The 20,742-nt window shown below is 41.6% G+C and carries 23 protein-coding genes; 8 read left to right on the forward strand and 15 right to left on the reverse strand.

Features of this window, described 5'->3' with window-relative positions:
• Positions 1-2: 2 nt before the first annotated feature.
• From ATS72_RS16670 to ATS72_RS16685, 4 genes are read right to left on the reverse strand one after another with little or no spacing between them, the layout of a single operon-like run.
• A complete protein-coding gene (locus tag ATS72_RS16670) occupies positions 3-707 on the reverse strand; it encodes a histidine phosphatase family protein (protein WP_058429323.1) in 705 nt (234 codons plus the stop codon).
• The gene (locus ATS72_RS16675) at positions 707-1,780 is read right to left on the reverse strand and encodes a phosphotransferase family protein (protein ID WP_058429324.1); all 1,074 of its coding nucleotides are present in this window, start codon (positions 1,778-1,780) and stop codon (positions 707-709) included. The genes ATS72_RS16670 and ATS72_RS16675 overlap by 1 nt, the downstream gene beginning before the upstream one ends.
• 12 nt (positions 1,781-1,792) lie before the next feature.
• The gene (locus tag ATS72_RS16680) at positions 1,793-2,614 is read right to left on the reverse strand and encodes an SDR family oxidoreductase (RefSeq protein ID WP_058429325.1); all 822 of its coding nucleotides are present in this window, start codon (positions 2,612-2,614) and stop codon (positions 1,793-1,795) included.
• 9 nt (positions 2,615-2,623) lie between these two features.
• Positions 2,624-3,844, reverse strand: coding sequence for an acyl-CoA dehydrogenase family protein (locus ATS72_RS16685; protein ID WP_058429326.1), 1,221 nt, complete (start codon positions 3,842-3,844; stop codon positions 2,624-2,626).
• 115 nt (positions 3,845-3,959) lie between these two features.
• Here ATS72_RS16685 and ATS72_RS16690 point away from each other — a divergent pair, with 115 nt between their 5' ends.
• Positions 3,960-4,868, forward strand: coding sequence for a LysR family transcriptional regulator (locus ATS72_RS16690; RefSeq protein WP_008132852.1), 909 nt, complete (start codon positions 3,960-3,962; stop codon positions 4,866-4,868).
• Between the two features lie 58 nt (positions 4,869-4,926).
• Here the strand turns inward: ATS72_RS16690 and ATS72_RS16695 are convergent, their stop codons facing one another.
• The 3 genes from ATS72_RS16695 to ATS72_RS16705 all read right to left on the reverse strand — a co-directional run bounded on the left by ATS72_RS16695 (position 4,927) and on the right by ATS72_RS16705 (position 8,725).
• Entirely contained in the window at positions 4,927-5,799 is an 873-nt protein-coding gene (locus ATS72_RS16695; protein ID WP_058429327.1) for a bile acid:sodium symporter family protein, read from the reverse strand.
• 1 nt (position 5,800) lies between these two features.
• Positions 5,801-7,792, reverse strand: coding sequence for an AMP-binding protein (locus tag ATS72_RS16700; protein ID WP_058429328.1), 1,992 nt, complete (start codon positions 7,790-7,792; stop codon positions 5,801-5,803).
• Between the two features lie 126 nt (positions 7,793-7,918).
• Positions 7,919-8,725: a class II aldolase/adducin family protein gene (locus ATS72_RS16705; protein ID WP_058429329.1), complete on the reverse strand. Its 807-nt coding sequence runs from the start codon at positions 8,723-8,725 to the stop codon at positions 7,919-7,921.
• A gap of 90 nt (positions 8,726-8,815) precedes the next feature.
• Between ATS72_RS16705 and ATS72_RS16710 the strand changes: the two genes are divergently transcribed.
• Positions 8,816-9,745 carry a LysR family transcriptional regulator gene (locus ATS72_RS16710; protein WP_058429330.1) on the forward strand — a complete coding sequence of 310 codons (930 nt, stop codon included), beginning with the start codon at positions 8,816-8,818 and terminating at the stop codon, positions 9,743-9,745.
• Here ATS72_RS16710 and ATS72_RS16715 read toward each other — a convergent pair.
• The 4 genes from ATS72_RS16715 to ATS72_RS16730 form a co-directional block, all read right to left on the reverse strand.
• Complete coding sequence (locus ATS72_RS16715) at positions 9,729-12,113, reverse strand: TonB-dependent receptor (protein ID WP_058429331.1); 2,385 nt, start codon at positions 12,111-12,113, stop codon at positions 9,729-9,731. The genes ATS72_RS16710 and ATS72_RS16715 overlap by 17 nt on opposite strands.
• A 162-nt stretch (positions 12,114-12,275) precedes the next feature.
• On the reverse strand, positions 12,276-13,013 hold the full coding sequence (locus ATS72_RS16720) for a phytanoyl-CoA dioxygenase family protein (RefSeq protein ID WP_058429332.1): 738 nt from the start codon (positions 13,011-13,013) through the stop codon (positions 12,276-12,278).
• On the reverse strand, positions 13,013-13,600 hold the full coding sequence (locus tag ATS72_RS16725) for a uracil-DNA glycosylase family protein (protein ID WP_058429333.1): 588 nt from the start codon (positions 13,598-13,600) through the stop codon (positions 13,013-13,015). The genes ATS72_RS16720 and ATS72_RS16725 overlap by 1 nt, the downstream gene beginning before the upstream one ends.
• A 150-nt stretch (positions 13,601-13,750) precedes the next feature.
• Entirely contained in the window at positions 13,751-14,107 is a 357-nt protein-coding gene (locus ATS72_RS16730) for a VOC family protein (protein ID WP_058429424.1), read from the reverse strand.
• A 222-nt stretch (positions 14,108-14,329) separates the two neighbouring features.
• On the opposite strand from ATS72_RS16730, the gene ATS72_RS16735 reads away from it, so the two are divergent.
• The 3 genes from ATS72_RS16735 to ATS72_RS16745 are packed head-to-tail and all read left to right on the forward strand — an operon-like array spanning position 14,330 to position 16,597.
• Complete coding sequence (locus ATS72_RS16735) at positions 14,330-14,668, forward strand: hypothetical protein (protein WP_058429334.1); 339 nt, start codon at positions 14,330-14,332, stop codon at positions 14,666-14,668.
• Positions 14,665-16,263 carry a PepSY-associated TM helix domain-containing protein gene (locus ATS72_RS16740; protein WP_058429335.1) on the forward strand — a complete coding sequence of 533 codons (1,599 nt, stop codon included), beginning with the start codon at positions 14,665-14,667 and terminating at the stop codon, positions 16,261-16,263. Before ATS72_RS16735 ends, ATS72_RS16740 begins: the two co-directional genes overlap by 4 nt.
• Positions 16,256-16,597 (forward strand): DUF3325 domain-containing protein, encoded by a 342-nt coding sequence (locus ATS72_RS16745; RefSeq protein ID WP_058429336.1) that lies wholly within the window; start codon positions 16,256-16,258, stop codon positions 16,595-16,597. The genes ATS72_RS16740 and ATS72_RS16745 overlap by 8 nt, the downstream gene beginning before the upstream one ends.
• Positions 16,598-16,835: 238 nt before the next feature.
• Here the strand turns inward: ATS72_RS16745 and ATS72_RS16750 are convergent, their stop codons facing one another.
• A complete protein-coding gene (locus tag ATS72_RS16750; protein ID WP_006793295.1) occupies positions 16,836-17,357 on the reverse strand; it encodes a lipocalin family protein in 522 nt (173 codons plus the stop codon).
• A 120-nt stretch (positions 17,358-17,477) separates the two neighbouring features.
• On the opposite strand from ATS72_RS16750, the gene ATS72_RS16755 reads away from it, so the two are divergent.
• From ATS72_RS16755 to ATS72_RS16765, 3 genes are read left to right on the forward strand one after another with little or no spacing between them, the layout of a single operon-like run.
• Positions 17,478-17,933 carry a YaiI/YqxD family protein gene (locus ATS72_RS16755; RefSeq protein ID WP_004588273.1) on the forward strand — a complete coding sequence of 152 codons (456 nt, stop codon included), beginning with the start codon at positions 17,478-17,480 and terminating at the stop codon, positions 17,931-17,933.
• A gap of 1 nt (position 17,934) precedes the next feature.
• Positions 17,935-18,477 (forward strand): DUF6942 family protein, encoded by a 543-nt coding sequence (locus ATS72_RS16760; RefSeq protein WP_058429337.1) that lies wholly within the window; start codon positions 17,935-17,937, stop codon positions 18,475-18,477.
• A 17-nt stretch (positions 18,478-18,494) separates the two neighbouring features.
• A complete protein-coding gene (locus tag ATS72_RS16765; protein WP_058429338.1) occupies positions 18,495-18,887 on the forward strand; it encodes an ACT domain-containing protein in 393 nt (130 codons plus the stop codon).
• Between the two features lie 71 nt (positions 18,888-18,958).
• Here ATS72_RS16765 and ATS72_RS16770 read toward each other — a convergent pair whose 3' ends face one another.
• The 3 genes from ATS72_RS16770 to ATS72_RS16780 form a co-directional block, all read right to left on the reverse strand.
• Positions 18,959-19,351, reverse strand: coding sequence for a hypothetical protein (locus ATS72_RS16770; protein WP_006793298.1), 393 nt, complete (start codon positions 19,349-19,351; stop codon positions 18,959-18,961).
• Between the two features lie 128 nt (positions 19,352-19,479).
• Positions 19,480-19,926, reverse strand: a complete 447-nt coding sequence (locus tag ATS72_RS16775; RefSeq protein ID WP_058429339.1) for a hypothetical protein — start codon at positions 19,924-19,926, stop codon at positions 19,480-19,482.
• A 145-nt stretch (positions 19,927-20,071) separates the two neighbouring features.
• Entirely contained in the window at positions 20,072-20,731 is a 660-nt protein-coding gene (locus ATS72_RS16780; protein WP_058429340.1) for a class I SAM-dependent methyltransferase, read from the reverse strand.
• Positions 20,732-20,742 lie beyond the last annotated feature (11 nt).

A 20,742-nucleotide genomic window follows, 5' to 3' on the forward strand; every position in this document is an offset into this window, starting at 1 on the left:
CCTTAGGTGTATGTAATTAATTTTTGTTGTGGGTGGCACTCTAAAAAGTGATGTTCGTTTAAACTGCTAATGCTTAACTGACGGTTTGCCCCTTTACCGCGCGCCACTACTTTGGTTACGCCTGCGTTTACTAAGCTCCAATTAATATCAATAAAGCGCTCGAGCTGTAGCCCCATTAAATGGCTGGTTATAATGCTAATAGGCCCGCCAGAGGTGTAAATAAGTACTTTTTTACCGTGGTTTTCATTGGCTATTTGTTCAAGTGCGCCCAGTACACGCGCAGTAAATGCATTAAAGCTTTCGTTATATTGAGTGCTGTCGGGATTGAGTACCCATTCCTGTATGGCGCTAATAAATACCGTTTTAAAGTATTCCATAGGCTCGGCTTGCTTGCTAAGTACCGCCCGAACTTGGCTTGGGGTGGCAAGTTGTGGGTTATAAACGGCTAAAATATGCTCGTGATCGTATTCGTTTAATCGCGCATCGTTTATTACCACAGGCGTATTATTAGCACTTGCTAAACTAAGCTCTGCGGTTTGATTATGACGCAGCATACTGCCTGCAAATACAGCATCGGGCGTAAGCTGCTTTTGTGCTAAATATTCACCCAATAGTGTGGCTTGCTGTTGCCCTTTTGTTGAGAGCGTATCGTAATTATCAGCCGAAAAACTGGCCTGCCCATGGCGTACTAAATATAAAATACACATTAGACTTTACCTTGGTTGTTAATGGCTTTTTTACAGCGCCATAAAAGGTAATGTACAAACACCCAAAAGTGTTTAAAGGCGGGGTTTTTAGTTTGCCCATGGTGATAGCGGTAATAAATTTGCTGCACAATGCCGGCAAGTCTAAATAGTCCGTACACTTCGTAAAAGGTAAAGTCATCTACGGTTATATTCATTTTTTTACAGTAGTAGGCCACCACTTCTTTGCGCGTTAGCATACCCTCTAAGTGAGTGGGTTGACGGCGCGTGGCTTGGGCTAAAAAGTCATCTCCTGGCTCTACCCAGTAAGCCAGAGTATTACCCAAATCCATAAGTGGGTCGCCAAGGGTGGCAAGTTCCCAATCTAAAATACCCAGTACGTTGGTGTAGTCGTTTGCATCAAGCACAACGTTATCAAACCTAAAATCGTTATGTGTTATGCAAATGCGCTCGTTACTTGGCATGTTGTTTTCAAGCCATTTAATTACTTTTTTGCCGCTGGGTACATTCCAAGTTTTGGCTTTAGTAAAGCGCTCGCTCCAGCCGCTAATTTGGCGCTGTGTGTAGCCTTCGCCTTTGCCTAAATGGCTTAAGTTGGCCTGTTTGTAATCTACTTTGTGTAACTCTACTAGGCAGTCGAGTACGTTTTCGCACAGCTTTTTGGTGCGCTCGGGCGTGGGGGTTAATCCGCGTGGTAAATTTTTACGCGGAATTATCCCCGTAAGCTTTTCCATAACGTAAAAATCGGTGCCGAGTATGTTTTCATCGTCGCAAAACGCCTCCATATTTGGCACATAGCCGTAAACTGGTTTTAGCGCTTGCTGTAATTTAAACTCGCGGCCCATATCGTGTGCGCCTTTGGCTTTGGTGCCTTTGGGCGCACGGCGTAAAATAAGCGATTGCTCTGGGTACTCTAGGCAGTAGGTCCAGTTTGATGCCCCCCCTGCGTATTGAGTAACACTTGGCTCGCCAGTTAATTGTGTAATGTGTTGCTTAAGCCAGGCATCTACTTTTTGTGTGTCGAGCTCTTCGCCTTGGCGTACGTTTTTGGCTTGATCTAATAATTGTGTGTTCATTGCTAGCCTTTATTATTTTGATTTTAAACGTTGCATAGAGCGTGTTTTTTTCAGCATGCTTTTAATGTACCACTCAACGGGGAGTAGTTTTTTCATTAAAAAGGCCTGTTTACCTAATTTATGGGTCAAAATTAAAAATGGGCGTTTGAGTGACTGCGTATAAATAATATCGGCAACTTGCTCTGCGTTTATGGGGGAGCGCTCAAAGGCACGGTTAAGCATGGTTTTCATGGCCGGCTCGCTAGTGCGCATTGATTCATCAAGATTGGTTTTAAAAAAACTTGGGCACACTGCGCTTACATCTATATTATCGTGGGCGAGTTCAAGTTTTAAGGTTTCGCTAAAGCCAATAACCGCCGCTTTTACGGCGTTATAACTGCTCATAAACGGAATAGGGGTAAGCCCTGCTTGTGAGGCTATATTAATAAAGTAGCCACTGCCTTGTTGCTTAAATACGGGATAAAACGTTTGGCACACCCGCACCATAGAGAGCAAATTAATATCCATAATCCACTTCCATTGCTCAAGCGATTCGCCCTCAAGCGAGCCGCCCGTTGCTACACCTGCATTATTAATAACAATATCTACGCCTTGCCACTTAGTTTGGATAATATCGTAAAGCCCCTTTACATCTGCTTGCTTGGTTACATCGCAGGCATAAAAAAAAGCATCGGCTTTTAGTGCTTGCAGCTCACTAATGGTTGTGGCTGCACGCTCGGCGTTTATATCTGCAATACAAATTTGTAAGTTAGCGCCCAAATTACTTGCATAACTCAGGGCTAACGCTTTACCCAGCCCTGTGGCTCCACCTGTTATGATTAGTCGTGTTTTCATGGTGTTGCCTTAGCGGTATTTGTTAAGTTCGAGGCGCGAAACCATGCCCATATGTACTTCGTCTGGGCCATCTGCAAGGCGTAAAATACGCCCCATTGCATTAAACGAGGCAATAGGAAAGTCGCTCGACACCCCAGCGCCACCAAACACTTGTATTGCCATATCTGAGACCATTTGCAGCATATTAGGCACGACTACTTTTATGCTCGATATTTCGGTCATGGCATGTTTAACGCCTTGAGTGTCTATTTTCCATGCCGCGTGTAGGGTTAATAAACGGGCTTGATCTATTGCCATACGCGCTTGCGCTACACGTTCTAAATTACCGCCTAATTTAAGTAAGGGTTTACCAAAAGCGCTGCGCGACAGGCCTCGTTTAATCATGAGCTCTAAACAGCGCTCTGCTGCGCCAATTGCGCGCATACAATGATGAATTCGCCCAGGCCCTAAGCGCCCCTGTGCAATGGCAAAGCCTTTGCCTAACCCTAAAATAAGATTTTGTTTTGGTACGCGTACGTTATTAAACTCCATTTCACCGTGGCCGTAGGGGGCATCAAAATCGCCACAGGCACTTAGCATACGCTTAATGTTTACACCGGGTGTGTTTAGCGGCACAAGTACCATTGAATGCTGGCTGTGTTTATCGTTTTCGGGGTTGGAAAGCCCCATAAAAATAGCCACCTGTGCATTAGGATGACCAAGGCCGGTGGTCCACCATTTTTTGCCATTTAAAATAAGCTCGTCGCCATCAACATCTATGGTTGCTTGCATGTTTGTCGCATCTGATGAAGCGACATCGGGCTCGGTCATGGCAAATACTGAGCGAATATCGCCATTTAATAATGGGGTTAACCATTGCTGTTTTTGCCCATCGTTTGCAAAATGATAAAGCACTTCCATATTGCCGGTGTCGGGGGCGTTACAATTAAATATTTCTGAGGCAAATAAGCATTTACCCATTTGCTCTGCAATAGGGGCGTATTCTAAGCAGGTTAAACCTTGTGCTAGTTCTGCATCGGGTAAAAATAAGTTCCACAGGCCAGCGGCTTTTGCTTTCGCTTTTAATGGCTCAATGTGCTCACTTAGTTGCCAAGTGGTCCAATCGTTTGAATTATTTTTAGCATGGTTATGCGCAACTACTGCTTGCTCAATAGGCAAGATGTGTTCATCCATAAAGGCGGTTACACGCTTTAGGTAGTCTTGGCTTTTTTGGCTTGGCTCGAAGTTCATTAGGGTTGCCTGTTTATTTTTTAGTTAACCCAGCATAAAACATTCGCCTCAATGAATTAAATGAAATATATTACCAGTTAAATGTGAATTACATTCATAGTATGGGCGGGTAATAATGATTGAAGCTAAAAATATTCAACAGTTAGATTTAAATTTACTTAAAATATTTGAATGCCTATACCGTGAAAAAAACATGAGCGAAACCGCAAAGGTGTTGTACATAACGCCCTCAGCAGTTAGCCATGCTATAAAACGTTTGCGCACTGTATTAAACGATCCGTTATTTGAGCGCCAAGGGCAATTAATGCTGCCCACCCCTGCGTGCCAACGTATGGCACCCGAGCTAATAGATTTACTCGAAAAATTACGCCAAGTGCTACAAGCCTGCGGTGATTTTAATTTAGAGACCACTGCGCAAACCTTTAAAATAGCTCTGCACGATGCAATAGAACCTATTGTTTTGCCTAAATTGCAACTTGCACTGGCAAAACATGCTCCCAATGCAAGCTTAGCGAGCGTAAAATTAAGCCGTGAAGATATGCATAAGCAATTAGCTAATCATCAAATAGATATGGCAATTGATGTAGCACGGCCAATAAAAGCGCCCATTAGCCACGCTGTTCTCTCAAGCGATCACTTTTGTGTACTCATGAAAAAAAACCACCCGCTTAAAAACCAACTCAATATAGACAATTATTTAGCGGCTAAGCATGTGGCGGTATCTAACCGGGCAACAGGTACTGTTATTGAAGATATTGCGTTATTGCAATTGAGTTTTAATAGGCAGGTGGCTATACGTTGTCAAAATTATTTTGCCGCGAAAGAGGTAATAAAAGACGCGCCTTTTTTACTTACTTTACCTTCAATGGTTGCCAGTCAATTGTTGGATGACACGCTAATAGCAAGGCCTGTGCCCACCACTATGCCTGCTATTTATCAGCATTTATATTGGCATCAAAGTACTGATAAAGACGACGCTTTAGTATGGTTACGCGGGCAAGTACAACATATTTTTAAACGTTAATAGCTATAAAAAAAGCGCCAAACTTAGTGAACTAAAATTTGGCGCTTCACATTATTTTTTAAACGTTTACAAGGCGTTTGTTTTTAAACTTAAGCCCAGCAATTAATAACAGCGGCCCAATAAACATGGCAAGGCCATATACACCACCAGTTACGGCATACTCAGGCTTATTTAAAAAGCTTATAGCAATTAAAATAGCCAGCGATGCGTTTTGAATTCCTACTTCAATGCCAAGTGTTAACGAATCAGTTAAAGATAGTTTTGAAAGCTTTGCTATTAGCAAGCCAATGATCATTGAACCAATATTAAGTGCTATACACGCCCAAAACACATCGTTAAACGAGCTTGCCAGTAAGGCGCGTTCTTTTATTACTAGCGCGGCTATCATGGCGAGCATAAAAAATAACGAAAAACGCCTAAAAAACGGCTCGCTTTTAATCGCAAATTCGCTTTTAAAATGGCGCAGGCTTATACCTACGGCTACAGGCACTAAGGTGATTACAAATAGCCCAAGTGATGTAGTTAATATTGAAAAGCTGGCATCGTCTTGCGGCGCAAATTGGTGCATGGCAAAGCCAATAATAAACGGTGTAGTAATAATGCTAATAGCAGTTGAGGCAGCGGTTAAGCTTACCGAAAGCGCTAAATTAGCCTTTGCTAGCTGGCTCACTACGTTTGACATAGTACCGCCAGGGCATGCGGCTAAAATCATTAACCCTATTGCAATTGGTGTGGGTAAATTAAGTAAATAGCATAAACCTAAAGCCAGTAGCGGCATGGCGATAATTTGGCCTACCAAGCCCATAGCAATTGCTATGGGCTTTTTAAAAAGTCTTGTAAAGTCAGTAGTTGTAAGCCCTAAACCCATACCAAACATAATGAGCGCTAAGGCTAGGGGTAATATTATTTCTGTTAAAAAAGATGCATTCAAATTAGGCGACCTCGTTAGTTATTGTTTTTATAGCGAGTACTTCATAGTTAAATGAAAACGGGGTTAACAGTGCCTTTATTTGAGGCTGTAACTCGTTTATTTCGTTTTCATTCACAAAAATATTTGCTTTTATGCCTAACTTTTTATCAGCAAATACGTTTATTTGCACGGCTTTGTTTTTTAAATGCGCGTTAATTGCCTCTGTAATGGTTTGTTTTATTTCTAGGCAAACCAGTTCGGGCTTATAAATTTTACCTACAGCAGTAAGCGGTATTTCGTCAATTATATAAATAGCTTTTGGTATTGCTGCTCGCTCAGGTATGTTGGCGCTAACATATGTGGTGAGATCATCAAGCTTAAGCATGCTCTGTGGGCTTAGCATGACGTAAAGTACCGGCACTTCGCCTGCGTAGCTGTCTGGGCGTGGCACGGCGGCTGCAAGTGTTACATCGGGGTGGCTGGTTGCGGCATCTTCAATCATTTTGGGGTCTATATTGTGCCCGCCGCGTATTATTAGCTCTTTTTGCCTACCGCATAACGATACATACCCGCTCTCATCAATTTTTCCTAAATCCCCGGTTCTAAAATATTGTTGGCCGTTTTCATCAACTACCCATGCGCCTTGGTTATGCGCATCTTCTACGTAACCCGGAAATACGTTATTACCGGTTATTATTATTTCGCCAACATCGATTGTATCGCACATTTTAACAAGCGTGCCTTGCTCGTTTATATCGGCAATTTTAAGCGTAATCCCCGGTATTGGTAGCCCTACAGAAGCCTCTTTATTAATTGGATTTACAGGCATTAACGTACTTACCGAGCTGCCCTCAGTTGAGCCATAACCCTCTACCAGTGGGGTCTTGGTTAGTTTAGTAAACAGGGCTTGTAAATCTGATGAAAGCGGCGCGGCCCCACAAATGGCAAACTTCATTTTAAGCGGTGGTACAGTCGTTTTTTGCGAAGTAATTTGCTCAACCATAGCAGCGTAAACCGTAGGTACGGCGGTCATAACGGCTACATCGTAATTATTAATTAGGGTGAGCAAGTTTTGAATGATGTTTTTACCCCTAAAGCCAGATGGGCTTGCGAGTAAAATTTTACAGCCTTTCATAACCGAGGCTATGCCCGTGGCTACCGCCGCATTTACATGAAATATGGGTAAGCCTACTAGCATGGTGTCGCCTGCGTTTATTGGCGAAAGTAAATTAACCTGCCCTGCATTGGTGAGCTGGTTTAAGTGCAAGTGCTTTGCAAGCTTTGGTAGGCCGGTGGTACCACCCGTATGAAAATACGCGCACACATCGCTTTGCTCAGGCAAAGTAAAATTAGCTGCTTGCGTATTTTGCGCAGCCAGTAACTTTTTAAACCCATACACGGGTACTTTATTATTTTGCGAGCACGCTATGTCGTCACCAAATAAGCTAATAACCGCTTTTAGGCCGGGTATATGCTCTTTAATTGCCATTACTTTTTGCCAAATATCGCTACCAGGCACTGGGCCTAGGGCAATAATTACTTTGGTATTGGCTGAGATCATAATTTCTTTCATTATGGACTCATCAAGCAAGGGGTTTATGGGGTTTGCAATGCCTGCGGCCTCTGCTGCCCAAAGCGAGACATAGGTTTCTGGAAAGTTAGGTAACACCAGCGAGGTTACCTCGGTTTTAGTAATACCCAACGAGTGCAATGCATTGCCAAGGCCTGTTACGTTTTTTGCGAGCGCTTTGTAACTCATTTTACGGTGCGGATTAGCAAAGCTTTTGCCTTTAAAGGTCATTAAAATGCGGTGAATAAGTTTTTTTGCAAACGGAATTTGCGCTTCGCTAATACAGTCGCCATCTAAAATGTATTCAATAGCGGTTGCATCACCAAAGTTTTGGGCCGATTGTAAAATGGCATGATAAGTAGAGCGAGGAAGTTGCGCTGGTGATATTTCAGCAAGGTTTAAATTGCCAACATCGGCGTGGTTTTTAATTGTTGTTATAGTCATAAAACTCTCAACGTATTTTTATAATGTGTGTTTGCGTGTGAGTGCATGGTGTTTAACGCAGCTTTGGGTGTGTGGGCCATTACCGCGTAAAATTTAGTCCATCAAAAACTAAGTTATTGCCATTTTTTAATCTAAAAAACTGTTATCTTGTGCAGCAACTACCTGATACATCGGCTGAAAGTTCCCCCATGTAACCAGCTCTGAGCCATTGGCTTGTTTTGTATGTAGTGCTACCTCGTGTGAGATAAGCTTAGGCTCGCCTGCGGCTTGTGCTAATAACTGGCTTTGGCAGCAGCTATCTAGCAATACAAAGTTGGCAACTGCGGCATCAACCGACGAACCAGCGGTAAGTAAACCATGGTTTTGCAAAATAACAGCGCAGTGATCAGCCAGCGATTTAGCTATCATGTCGCCCTCTTCGCTGTCGGCTACTACGCCGCTAAATACATCAAATACACTGTGGTTTTCGTAAAATACGCAAGCATCTTGCGAAATTGGTTTAAGTAACTCACCTAATGCCGAAAACGCACGGCCATAACGTGTATGCGCATGGGCTACTGCGTTTACGTCGGGGCGCGCCATATGTATGCGTGAATGAATAGCAAACGCCGCATTATTAATCGGTGTGCTGCCTTCAATAATATTACCTTTATGATCAACCCGAATAAGATCTGACGCTTTAATATGCGCAAAGTGCATACCTACGGGGTTTACCCAAAATGTATCGGGCTCTATGCAGTCGCGAAGTGTTATGTGCCCCGCAAGCCCTTCATCAAAACCGTACATAGCAAATACTCTAAAGCCCGATGCTAGGCGTTGTTTTTCGTAGGTGCGTTGCTCGTTTAGGGTGTTAAATTTAGGCGGCATAATAAGTTTAAATTTATCGCTGCCTATAGTCATTTTTGCGGCTTGCTGCTCTAGTGTATTGCTCATAATAATCCTAAATTAAAGTCTATTGACTTTAGTTTAGTCTCGCTTAAGATAAATAGAAGTGATGTTAATTAATGGTTAAACATAAATGCTATGCATGGAAAGATAGATTTAAACCTGTTTGTAATACTTAAAACGGTATACCAAGAGGGGAGCATTACCAGTGCTGCAGATAAGCTGCATTTAACGCAACCAGCAGTTAGCCATGCGCTTTCGCGCCTAAGAGATAAGTTTGACGACCCCTTATTTATTCGCCATGGTCGGCGTATGGTGCCCTCGCCTTTTTGCCAAAAAATAATAGCCCAAGTGATTGAGTCGGTGCAGGCATTAGAGGCAACCATGAACAACGAGCGGCTTTTTGATATAGCCGCCTTTAAGCGCGAAATTAAATTTGGCTTTAGAGATATTTTAGAATCGATATTTTTTCCGCCACTAATGAGCGACCTACTTACAAACACCCCTAATATTACAATTAACAGCCGACAGGTTTCGCATGTTGATATGGAAAAATCACTCGAAAACCAAGAGCTAGATATAGTCATTGATGTGCTTACCCCAACGAGCAACCACATAAAAAATACCTTTATTTGTAATGAACATTTTTCGCTAATTTGTAGGCACGATCATCCCATATTAAATGACTTAACCGTACAAAATTACGCAAAGGCATCGCACGCGTTGGTGTCGTTAAAAGGTGCGCAGGTAGATATTATTGATATGGCGCTGGCAAAGCATGCACTTGCCCGTAATGTAGTGCTTAAATGTGAACATTATTTTGCGGCGACTAAAGTGATTAGCCAAAGCGACATGATAATGACCATGCCAAACGCGTACGCGCAGGTACTAAAAGAGCAAATGCCCGTGCATGTTACTAGCTTGCCGTTTGATGTGCCGTTAATGCCAGTGCACATGTATTGGCACGAACAAGCCGATGACGATTTAGTAAATAGTTGGATGCGAGAAAAGCTGCTAGGTTTAGCCCAGCAACTTATCCCTGCTGACAAACTTAAAAGCGATAATTAAATTGTGCGTGATAACTGCGCCCACGCTCTGATAAAAAACGGTGTGCGTAGCTAATTACTGGCACATCGTTGGCCTGTGAAAAAGTTTGCTTATCGGTTAGGTTTTTAGCTAATAACGACACCGACCAATCTCCTTCACTGCTGCCTAGTTCTATGCGTAAATTTAGCTTTTCAAAAGCGCTTTGCTTGGCTATTGGGTCAAGATCTTGCTCTAAAAAGTAATCGTCACTAAAGTTAAGTGCTAAATTGCTACTTAAAGTAAGATTTGAAAATACCTTGGTATTGTAATCAATTGCTATATTGCCTGAGTAGTCGGGAGCAAACGCGCCCGTTTGCCCGGTTAAATCTTGGAATGCTTGGCCAAGTAGTTCGCTTTGCATAACTGTTGGCGAGGCACTGGCGTATTGCTCGTATTCAAAATCAAGCACCGCAAGGTTTGCCGAGAGCTGCCAACTTTGATTTATTGCCCAGCGCGAATCGAGCTCAATCCCTTTTACTTTGGTTTCGGCAGCATTTTTAACTACAAATGCATTACCATTAAATTCAGATACTTGTAGGTCATCGTACAGGGTGTAAAACAGTGTAGCGTTTACTTGTAGAGTATTTTTAATTGGCTCGGCTTTAATACCAAATTCAAAATTAGTGGCTTTTTCGTCGTCAAACTCAAAGCCTGAATTTTCATCAACCGTATTACCTTGCGAGCCATTTAAGCCAGAGCCATCAAAACCACCGGCTTTGTAGCCTATGCCAGCGCTTGCAAATAACATGGTGTTGTTAAACCCTAAATACTGCACACTAATATTGGGTGATAAGTGCGATTCATCACGCTTAGCGTTAAGGTCATGTACCCCCGCGCCCGAAAGCTGCCCTGCAATAGTGGGCGCAGCGGCATTGGCAAATTGTTGTACGGCTTGCGGTGTGTTGGGCTCAAATACGCTATACACACTTTGTACGCTGCTCACTTCTTTTTCTTCTTTTTGATAACGCAGGCCAAAATTAGCGCGCCATTGCGCGTTTACATTCCAAGTAAGGGCGGTAAATGCGGAGTAGCTTTGTTGGCCTTGATCAAACAGGGCATTTACGCCCAATGATGTACCTACTAAATCAGGAATAAGTAACGATGCACCAAATAAAATATCGTTTGGGTGTTCAAGCTCGCTGCTCATGTAAAAAATGCCCGCTACGTATTCAAGCGTGCGCCCTGTTGGCGAGCTTACTCTGAATTCTTGCGTAAACTGGTTATAGGTTTCTAAGTAGTCTTGTTTTATAAGCGGGACTTCTGAAAAGTCGGCATCAAAAGTTGAGTCCCAATCATACTCGCTATACGTGGTTACAGAGGTAAATTCGTATTCGCCATGGTTATAGGTTAATTTAAGTGATGCGTTATCAAGCGTGGTTTTACTTTGCTCATTAAGCCCGCCTGGGTGCCCATCGCCCGATACCGTACTTGTGTAATCAAGGCCTGAGTTGTCGCTTAGTAAAAGTGAGCGATAGCCCACGTTTCCCGGGTTTGTTGGATCGCTTGCTATTTGTAAGTCGCGGTTGGGAGTATCGATAATGTATTGATAGCGTGAACCGTACGACTCAAACTCACCGTGTTCCCATTTAAATAATGTATTTATATCATCGTTTATTTGCCAATCTATTGATAAACGCGCACCTGATGAGTCGTTAGATTGCTCGTCGCTTTTGCGCGCTTGGTTATATAAAAAGCCATCAACAGAGTGGTCAAACGCGGCAATACGTATGGCTAAATCATCGTTAATAGGAATATTTATAACGCCTGTAAAGCGCTTTTCGTTATCAGAGCCAAACTCTGCCGATACGGTGCCTTCAAGTGCATCGGTTGGCGAATTTGAGATCATACTAAAGGCACCTGCTGTGGCGTTTTTCCCAAACATAACCGACTGCGGGCCTTTTATAAGTTCAAGGCGCTGCATATCTAAAAATGGAAATTTAGCCTGATGCCCGCGCCCTAAATACACGCCATCTTTATACATAGCAACCGATTGCTCAAAGCCTGAGTTAGTACCCGAGCCTATACCGCGTACAAAAATACGTTTACTGCTTGAGGTTTCGGTTATATGCACGTTAGGTAGGTTTTCGCTTAGGGCGAGTAAATCGTCAACACTGTTTTGCTCGAGGTAATCGCCAGAAAGCGCTTGAATAGAGGTAGGAATATCTTGTAGCGATTGCACCCGCTTTTGCGAGGTGACGGTAATGGTTTCAAGCTCACTTTTATTTATTTTTTGCTCGCCAGCTTGTGCCATACCCACGCTTAATGCGCTGAGCGTAAATAAAGTAAGTGTTTTTTGTTTTAAAAAAGCAGGTTTTAAACGTGTGTGTGATTGTGTGTGTTCAGTTGTCATAGCTGCAACTCCATTATAGAGGTTATTTTTATTGGATAATTTTGCGTCTATTTCATACTGACGACTCTTAAAATAAATAACAGTGATGTTTATTTATTCAGCACTATTAGTAATATTTATAGTTAAGCGAAAAAGTGTTGTGTTAAATGGGTTATAGCGGGTTTAAAGTGGGTTAAAAAATACTTGTGGATTAGCGGTTTTATTTGCGATTGCCGAGCTTGGAGTGTTTGCCTTTTTGATAAAGGCAGTAAGCTGTGGTGCATTTTCGCAAAAAATAACATCCAGTGCTAAACGGTTTTTGCCGTATAAGCCTCGGTGAATCATATTGGCTGAAAACAACAGTAAGTCACCCGCATTAAGTTTAATAACTTTGCCTGTAGTTAGGTTATCGCTTGGCAGCTTATTATTTTTTGCAAGACGTACATTTAGCTCCTCTGGTGTATCCCAATTTTTATGCGAGTGGGGCACAAGCTCTATACCTGGTTCGTCTTCAAGGGCTAACCGGCAGTGCACTACGTCGGGCCCGTTTAACGCAGCTTGTTGCTCTTGCACATTTAAATGGTATTGCATATCGCGATGCCAATAATTTTTTTGTGTAACATTAACGGGATTAAAAAATAACTGAGTATTTAAAAACAGTGGCTCACTAATCGCCTGCTTTACACACTTAATTAATTTATCACCAGCAATTAAATTAAATAAAAACTCATTTTGCTGCGCTGTTAAATACTCACTATTTGTTATGCCTGAACTATTAATGGCACGGGATTTATAAAGCTCACGGTTATTAGTCTTCCACTTTGTATAAAATGCATTAATTGCTGGCTTAATTTTACTTAGCTCTTCGGTGCTGTAAAGCCCCTTTACAAGCATGTAACCGTTTGATTTATAGCTGTTCATTATGGTTTTTTATTCAATATTGCAGCAACGCGTTCAGCAAGTTCTGGCAGTACATCTTGTGCAAACCATGGATTTTTTTTAAGCCAAATATTATTGCGTGGACTTGGGTGTGGTAGCACCAAATGCTCCGGCCAATACTCACGCCACGATTTTACTAACTCGGTTAAGGGCCTGTTTTTAGTATGCGGTAAATGATAAGCCTGCGCGTATTTACCGAGCACTATTGTCAGTTCTAAATTTGGCAGAGCGGCCAGTAATTGCGCTCTCCATGCGGGTGCACATTCTTTACGCGGAGGTAAGTCGCCCGACTTACCTTTACCAGGGTAACAAAAGCCCATAGGTAAAATAGCTATTGTTTGCGGATCATAAAACTCATCAACACTTAGCCCAAGCCATTCGCGTAGGCGGTTTCCGCTAGCATCGTTAAAGGGCTTGCCAGTTTCGTGTACTTTTATGCCCGGTGCTTGGCCGGCAATTAAAATACGCGCATTGGCATTAAATTGTATAACGGGGCGAGCACCTAACGGTAAATGAGGTTCACAGATCACGCATTTACTAACTTGCTCAATTAAATTGATGGGAACCATATAAATTTGGCCTTAAATGCTTGAATTTTGTTCTAAATGGCCATTTAGACCTAATGAGTTGGTAAAAAATCGGTTTATTTTACTCAAACTAGTTATTAGTTGGTAAAATCGTGATCTCATCTAAAAATAACAACTAATCACTTGATATATTTATTGTTTTTCTGACCATACGGCAAATTCGTTACCACTAGGCTCGGTAAAATGAAAGCGGCAACCACCGGGGAACTCAAAAATAGGTTTTACTATTTTGCCGCCATATTGCGCTACTTTTTTATAGGTTGCGTGAATGTCGTTACTGTAAAACACCAGCAGTGCGGCTCCATGTTGAGTAAGTGATTTAAGCGGTGCTTTAAAAAAGCCACCATCAAGTCCTTGGCCGCTAAACGCCGTATACTCTGGGCCGTAGTCGGTAAATTGCCAGTTAAACACGTTAGTAAAAAAGCTTTTTGTGGCTGTTAAATCGCACGCGGGTAACTCTACATAATTTAGTTTTTCGTGGTTGCTCATTTTAAATTTACTCTTTGGCTTGCCAGTATTGACCACTGTAAACCTTCGTTATTAGCTAAGCAATAACCCTAAAACGGCAGAGATCAGTATTTTACCAAAATGCTAGGCACTAATGTAAAATTATCTACAATATACAAATGAGAATCACTATCTTTTGTATTTGTAAGCTTTATAATAACCCCTTATTTTTATCCTCGTATTTGAATAAGGGATTTGTTAACTATGCAGGCACCTCTGCACATAGCACCTTTTACAAAAACTAACCTAGCTGCGCTTTTAAAGGTGGCCCAAAGCTATAGAGTGTTAGTATTTTTGCGTTTTATTATTGCCATAGTGGGTGGCTATGCGTTTACCTCAGCGTGTATTTCATTATTAAGTGTGCTGCTGCCCATTCCTAAGCAAGATGCCGTATTACTGTGTGTGTCTATCAGTATTTTAATTTTCGCCGCTGTGTTTATTTATGCGTTTTCGGTTAAGTCGTTAAAAACTGCATGGATCAGTATTTTACTAAGTACCGGTTTTTTTGTTGCTGTATTGGCGTTACTGAAGGGTTGGCTATGAAAGACAGCTTTTTTAGGTCGATGACCTGGCTGCATACCTGGGTGGGCTTACTTACCTGTTGGATTATTTATGTAATATTTTTTGCAGGCACAGCGAGTTTTTTTAGAGACGAAATAAACCTTCGGAATCAACCTGCTATTCACAATGTGCAAGCTCAAACCGACAGAGTGGCCGCGCAAAGGCAGCAAATTATAAAGAGCTTTGATTACTTAAATCAGCACGCTGCAAACTCCCCTAGTTGGCGTATTACCTTGCCCGAAGAGCGAATACCGTATTTAGTATATGGCTATGCAAAACCTAAAGAGCCAGGACAGCGCCGCAGCCAGTTTGTAAATACCCAATTAAACCCAAACACGATGCAAGCGCTGCCCGCTTTTGTTGAAACCAAAGGCGGTAACTTTTTTTATAGGTTGCACTATCAGCTTTATTATTTAGATGCCATAACAGGGCGTTGGGTGGTGTGTTTTGCCAGCTTTTTTATGCTGCTGGCAATAATTTCGGGCGTGGTTATTCATAAGCGCATATTTAAAGATATGTTTACTTTTAGGCGCAATAAAGGGACTCGTAGCTGGTTAGATGCGCATAATTTAAGCTCGGTACTTGCCTTGCCGTTTCATTTAATGATTACCTACACAGGCATTATTACGCTTATATTTATGTTGTTCCCCTACCCTGCGTTAACGACGTACGACAAGGGTATGCGTGGCTTTTTTAACGATGTAACACCTAGCAATAACGTGACTAATAACGCCCAAGGCAGTGCAGAATTGCTCCCTATAAACACTATTTTGGATCAAGTTTATACTAAGTGGCCTAGTGCAGATATTACGCGTGTTCAGGTTAGTAAACCGAATATGGCCGCTTCAACAGTAACGGTATTGGTAAGCTCTGCAAAGGCGCTTCGCGATCAATCTCCGCGGCTTTTGTTTAGTGGTGCTACTGGCGAATTAGTGGCACAGACTGATGACGAACTTAGCAGTAGTAAAGCACTTTATGAGTCACTTAACTCTATGCATACAGGGCGCTTTGCTACGCCTTTACTGCGCTGGTTATACGTACTTGGCGGTATTGCAGGCTGCGTAATGATTGGCTCTGGCTGCATAATGTGGGCTAAACGCATACGCGAGCGTAATAAGGGTAAAGACTCATTTGGCTTACAATTAGTCGAAGGTTTAAACCTTGCCACTATTATGGGTTTACCACTGGCTACTTGCGCCTTTTTTATTGCCAATAGATTACTTAGTCCGACCTTAGCAGGGCGTGGTGAAAAAGAAGTTACAGCGTTCTTTTTAGCATGGTTAGTGGTTGCCCTTATGGCACTTTTAAAGCGCGATAGGCTGCTATGGCGTGTAATGGCTGCCATAAATGCCCTCGCGTGTTTGAGTGTACCGGCAATAAATGCGCTTACCACACAGGGTAATATAGTGAGCTACTTACTTAATAAACAATGGGCCTTGTTTATTTTCGATGCGGTATTTTTACTGTTTAGCATACTGTTTTTAGTACAAACCGAAAAATTACGTACTGCTTCTAGCGCATCTAACAAAACAGCTAATAACCTAACCAATAATAAAAAGAGGCAAAAGCATGATTGATTTACTTAGCTTTAGCCTCTGTTTGTTTGCCTTTAATGGTTTTGCTTTGGCAAAACCAGCGCACTTTAAAACGGTGTTTACAACGCGTCCCTCTAAGCTGCAAAGTAATTTGCTGCTAATAGTTGCTTGGATCAGTATTTTACTAAGTTTATTGTTCTGTGTTGTTACGCAGCAAGGATATGGAGCTTTACTGTTTTGTGGTTTTATGGGGTTAAGTGTATTAATTATAACGATTTTTTATAATTTTATAGAAAAGTTGATTAAGCCATTTAGCTTTTTAAATATGTTACTGATTGGCTTATCAGGGCTATTATTAGTAGTAAACTCACTGTAGTTAGTAAAAATCTGATCCAAAAAAAGCCATTAATTTTAGGCAAAAAAATGGCAAGCTATAAAGCTTGCCAACAATAGGGGGGATATTCAGTATGTCCAACACTTGCATGTCTCGTTGCAAGTGCAGCTAATATAGCCCGAACATATTTAACTTACCTTACAGTAAGGTGATCGTTTTATTACAGCTGTAACAATCATATGCACTACAATTGTAAAGCCCCTTTACATAGCTAAATAGCCTACTGTTTAACCCAAATAATTTGTTCTGTGGCAAAGCCTAGTTTGTTTGCTTTAGCTATAAAATGTTGTTTAAGCTTATCACTAACGGTAGGCGTACGTGATAAAAACCATAAAAAGTCTCGGTTGTAACTGGTTATAAACGCATATTGGTAGTCGTCTTGGTCTAATTCAAAAATTACGTAAGCACCATAAAATGGGCCAAAAAACGAGACTTTAAAATGGCCTGTGTCAGTCCCTTCTACAAATTTTGCTAAGCCTTCTGCTTCATCCCACTTTTGCTCTTTAGTTATGAAACCTTTGTTGAGCACTTTTACTGTGCCGTCGTCGTTTACTGTGTAAGTTGCGGTTACTTGCTCCATGCCCTCTTCAAATGAGTGATCTAGGCGGGCGATTTCGTACCACTTACCTTTGTATTGCTCAAGGTCAAAGTTTTTAACGGGGGTAATTCCTTCAGGTGCGCTTGTGCAGGCAGTGAGTAAAAATAACCCTGTAATAAGTAAAATAGTCGTAATGGCCTTCATGAAAGCTCCTTTTTAAATGTGATGCAGTTTGTACGGCTTTAACCAAATAAAGTTTGCTAGCCGATTAAAATAAATTGCTATAGGATCAGCTAAATACTAGAGCAATTAAAAGATTTAAGCATGAAAATATGGGTAGATGCCGACGCATGCCCTGTGGTAATAAAAGAAATACTTTTTAGAGCCGCTGAGCGCACGCAAACACCAACCATTTTAGTGGCTAACCATGCAATGCGCATTCCGCCTTCAAAATTTATAAGCCGCGTACAGGTTTCGAGCGGGTTTGATGTGGCCGATGACGAAATAGTAAAGCGTGTAGAAAAAGGCGATTTAGTTATTACTGGCGACATCCCCCTAGCCAGTGAAGTTATAGATAACGGTGGCCAAGCACTTAATCCGCGCGGTGAGCTTTACACGCCAGAGAATATTCGCTCGTTATTAAACGTGCGCGATTTTATGGATACCATGCGCTCAAGCGGCGTAGAAATGAGTGGCGGGCCACCACCGCTTAGCCAAACCGACCGCCAAAACTTTGCCAATAACCTAGACCGTATCTTAGCGCAAAAAAAGGCGAGTTAGTGTGAGTGAGCAACTAATTGGCTTAGGTGAGCAAGCCTTTAGCGTAGCCGTTTATGTGGCAAAAGCGCCGCCTATGCCCTACTTTGAAACCCTACAAAGTGTTGAGCCTGTAATAAACGAGCAAATAAATACCATAAACCAGCACTGTGGTAATGGCTGGCGTAAAGTGTTTAACGTATACGCTAAAGTGTTGTTTGCGCTACCGAGTGAGCATTATAGCTTTGCTAAACAAGCCGCTAGCTGGCAAGCGTATCGCGATACATTTTTACTGCAAAAAAACAGTAAAACAGCGCTGCTATTTAGTGTCCCCATTATTAACGGCACTAATAAAAACCAGCTGCATATTATTGCTGGGCGAACCCATGCTAAAAACTTATTACAACAAGGTAAGCTTAATGCGCAATTTAATTGGCTAGACGATGAGTTTGCAATTGATACAACGAATAACATTATTGTGTGCCCGTACTTTGATTACAGGCAGTTAAGTAATATTAAAATAGCCCGATTAAGCGAGCTTGTAGCTAAGCTTAAAACAGCTAATTAAAAATGTAAGGAGTCAACATGGTGGGAATTTTAGAGCTAAATACGTTATTAAAATCAATGAACCCCGAGCTTAAACAGGGTGAATATATATTTTGCTGTTTAGCAGGCGACCTTGCTGAGTACGCTCATTTAAACCCGCTTGCTAGTTACGTTGAAGAAGAAGGCCTAACCCTTATTTTAAATGCAGATACCGCCGATAAAGCCGGTATTACTTACGAAGGTAAATATAATTTAATCACCCTTAATGTGCATTCAAGCCTTGAGGCTGTTGGCTTAACCGCTGCGGTATCGGCCAAATTAACCGAGCATAATATTAGCGCCAATGTAGTGGCTGCGTTTTATCACGACCATATTTTTGTACAAATAGATAAAGCACAGGCGGCGCTATCTGCGCTTAAAGAGATTGGTTAAACTTAATTTCATTAAAAGTCCCCGGTTCTGGGTTGTTTAACGTTCAGAAACCGAGCTTTTAATATTTTTAATTACACTATAGATTCAACAATTTTCAATGCTTTAAGTTCGTTTTCGTGGGTTATGCCATCAGCTTCAATTACTTGCTTAAGAAGCTCTAAAACAAACACCCTCATTGGTTGGTCAATAATGTGCGACATACGGTGTTGAATAAATGACTCTATTTCGTTTGTTTGCACCGCTGAAACACATTTTTTAGTCATTTCTATTATGTAATTGTCTATTTCTATTGCTGAGTTCCATTCAATTTTTTGTGCCCAAGCACTCACTACATTTAGCTCTTCGTCAGCAATAGAACCATCAACAGTGACAAAAAGTAAAGCGAGGTCTAATAACGACTCTTTTTGAAGTTGCTCAACACATACGCCCATATCAAAATTATTTAATAACTGTTCAAACTTCATAGTGCTTCCTTGATGGATAAAAATACTGCTAAAGAGCTTATACCAAAGCACACCAAAAAGTAATTTTAATGGGTTTGTTTAATTGCAACATTTTGTAAGTAATTAATAATACGAGCCTTGAAGCTAGATTAGCTTTTGGTGTTATTTATATTTAGGCATAAGCTGTCATTAGCCGCTTCTAGCTTTACTTTATTTCCTGTTTTTACTCTTACACAGCGAGTACTTTTCGGCAGTTTTGTCTTTTGAATTACATTAAATTCGCCGTTATCTACATCGTTAAGTGTGTATTGGTATGCTGTGTTACCGCCTTCAAATAATGCCGTAAAAAGTCCGCCAATCAATGCTCCGGCAATTGCACCGCTGATCATATCTTCGGTGTTACCATCTAAATCCTCGGCTAAACCAATGCCTGCACCAACCATGATTCCGGTTCCGATTTCTGATGACAGCTTTACCTTTTCAATTGATTCGACCGTAGCATAGTAATGCTTAATGATATGACCTTGGTCATCGCGATCAACGCCCTGAGAGGCACAGCCAGATAGTAATAAAAGGGCAATTAAACTTTTTTTCATGATTATTCTCTGTGTTGGTAATGAGTATAATCATATTCACTAATTAGTAATAAAACTGTGAGAGCTTTGTTTGTACCTGTTAGAAGATGTAAGAATGTGTTCAAAGGAAACACCGACTGAAGCCAGAACGGTGCTAAGGTTAAGACTATTTAACAACGTATCCGCTAAAACCAAGCGCTTTAAAATAAAGCTTAGGAATACCGTATTTGCACTCGTTAAGTAATTCACTTAAGCGCATTCTATCAAGTGGGTAAAACTCACTTTCTAAATTTTGAGCTGTGTAGGCTTGCCCTGCGTCACTTAAGCCTAAATCGGCACACACAGTAATTTGTGCTTCGCGCTCAAAGTCGGTTTCGGGTTTCATTAAATCGCTAATAAATAAGTTTGCGCCTTTATTTAAATTAGCTTTAATGTTTTTGAGTAGCTGCTTTTTGGTGCCGTCGTCTTTTAAAAAGTGCATTACGAGTAGGCATAGCACCGCATCGGCCTTAGTAGATAGTTTATCAAGCTCGCCTTCAATAACGTTAATGCGCTTTGCTATGCCGTGCTCTTCAAACGCTTGTTTAGCAATTGCGAGCATATCACTTGAGGTATCTTGCGCGGTAAATTGCCAAGTAGGGTTAAGCGCGGCAAGGGCGAGTATTTCTTTACCTGTTCCGGCTCCTACTACTAAAATATGGGCGTTGTCTGCTAACGTAGCGAGTAGTTGTGCATTGGTAAGTTGGTGTAATAGCTCATAACCAGGTACTAAGCGGGTAATGCGACTATCGTAATGTGTTGCTTGCTCGCCTGTAAATGTCGGCATTTTTAACTCCT

The organism is Pseudoalteromonas sp. 13-15 (assembly GCF_001468205.2).
Classification (GTDB): Bacteria; Pseudomonadota; Gammaproteobacteria; order Enterobacterales; family Alteromonadaceae; genus Pseudoalteromonas; species Pseudoalteromonas marina.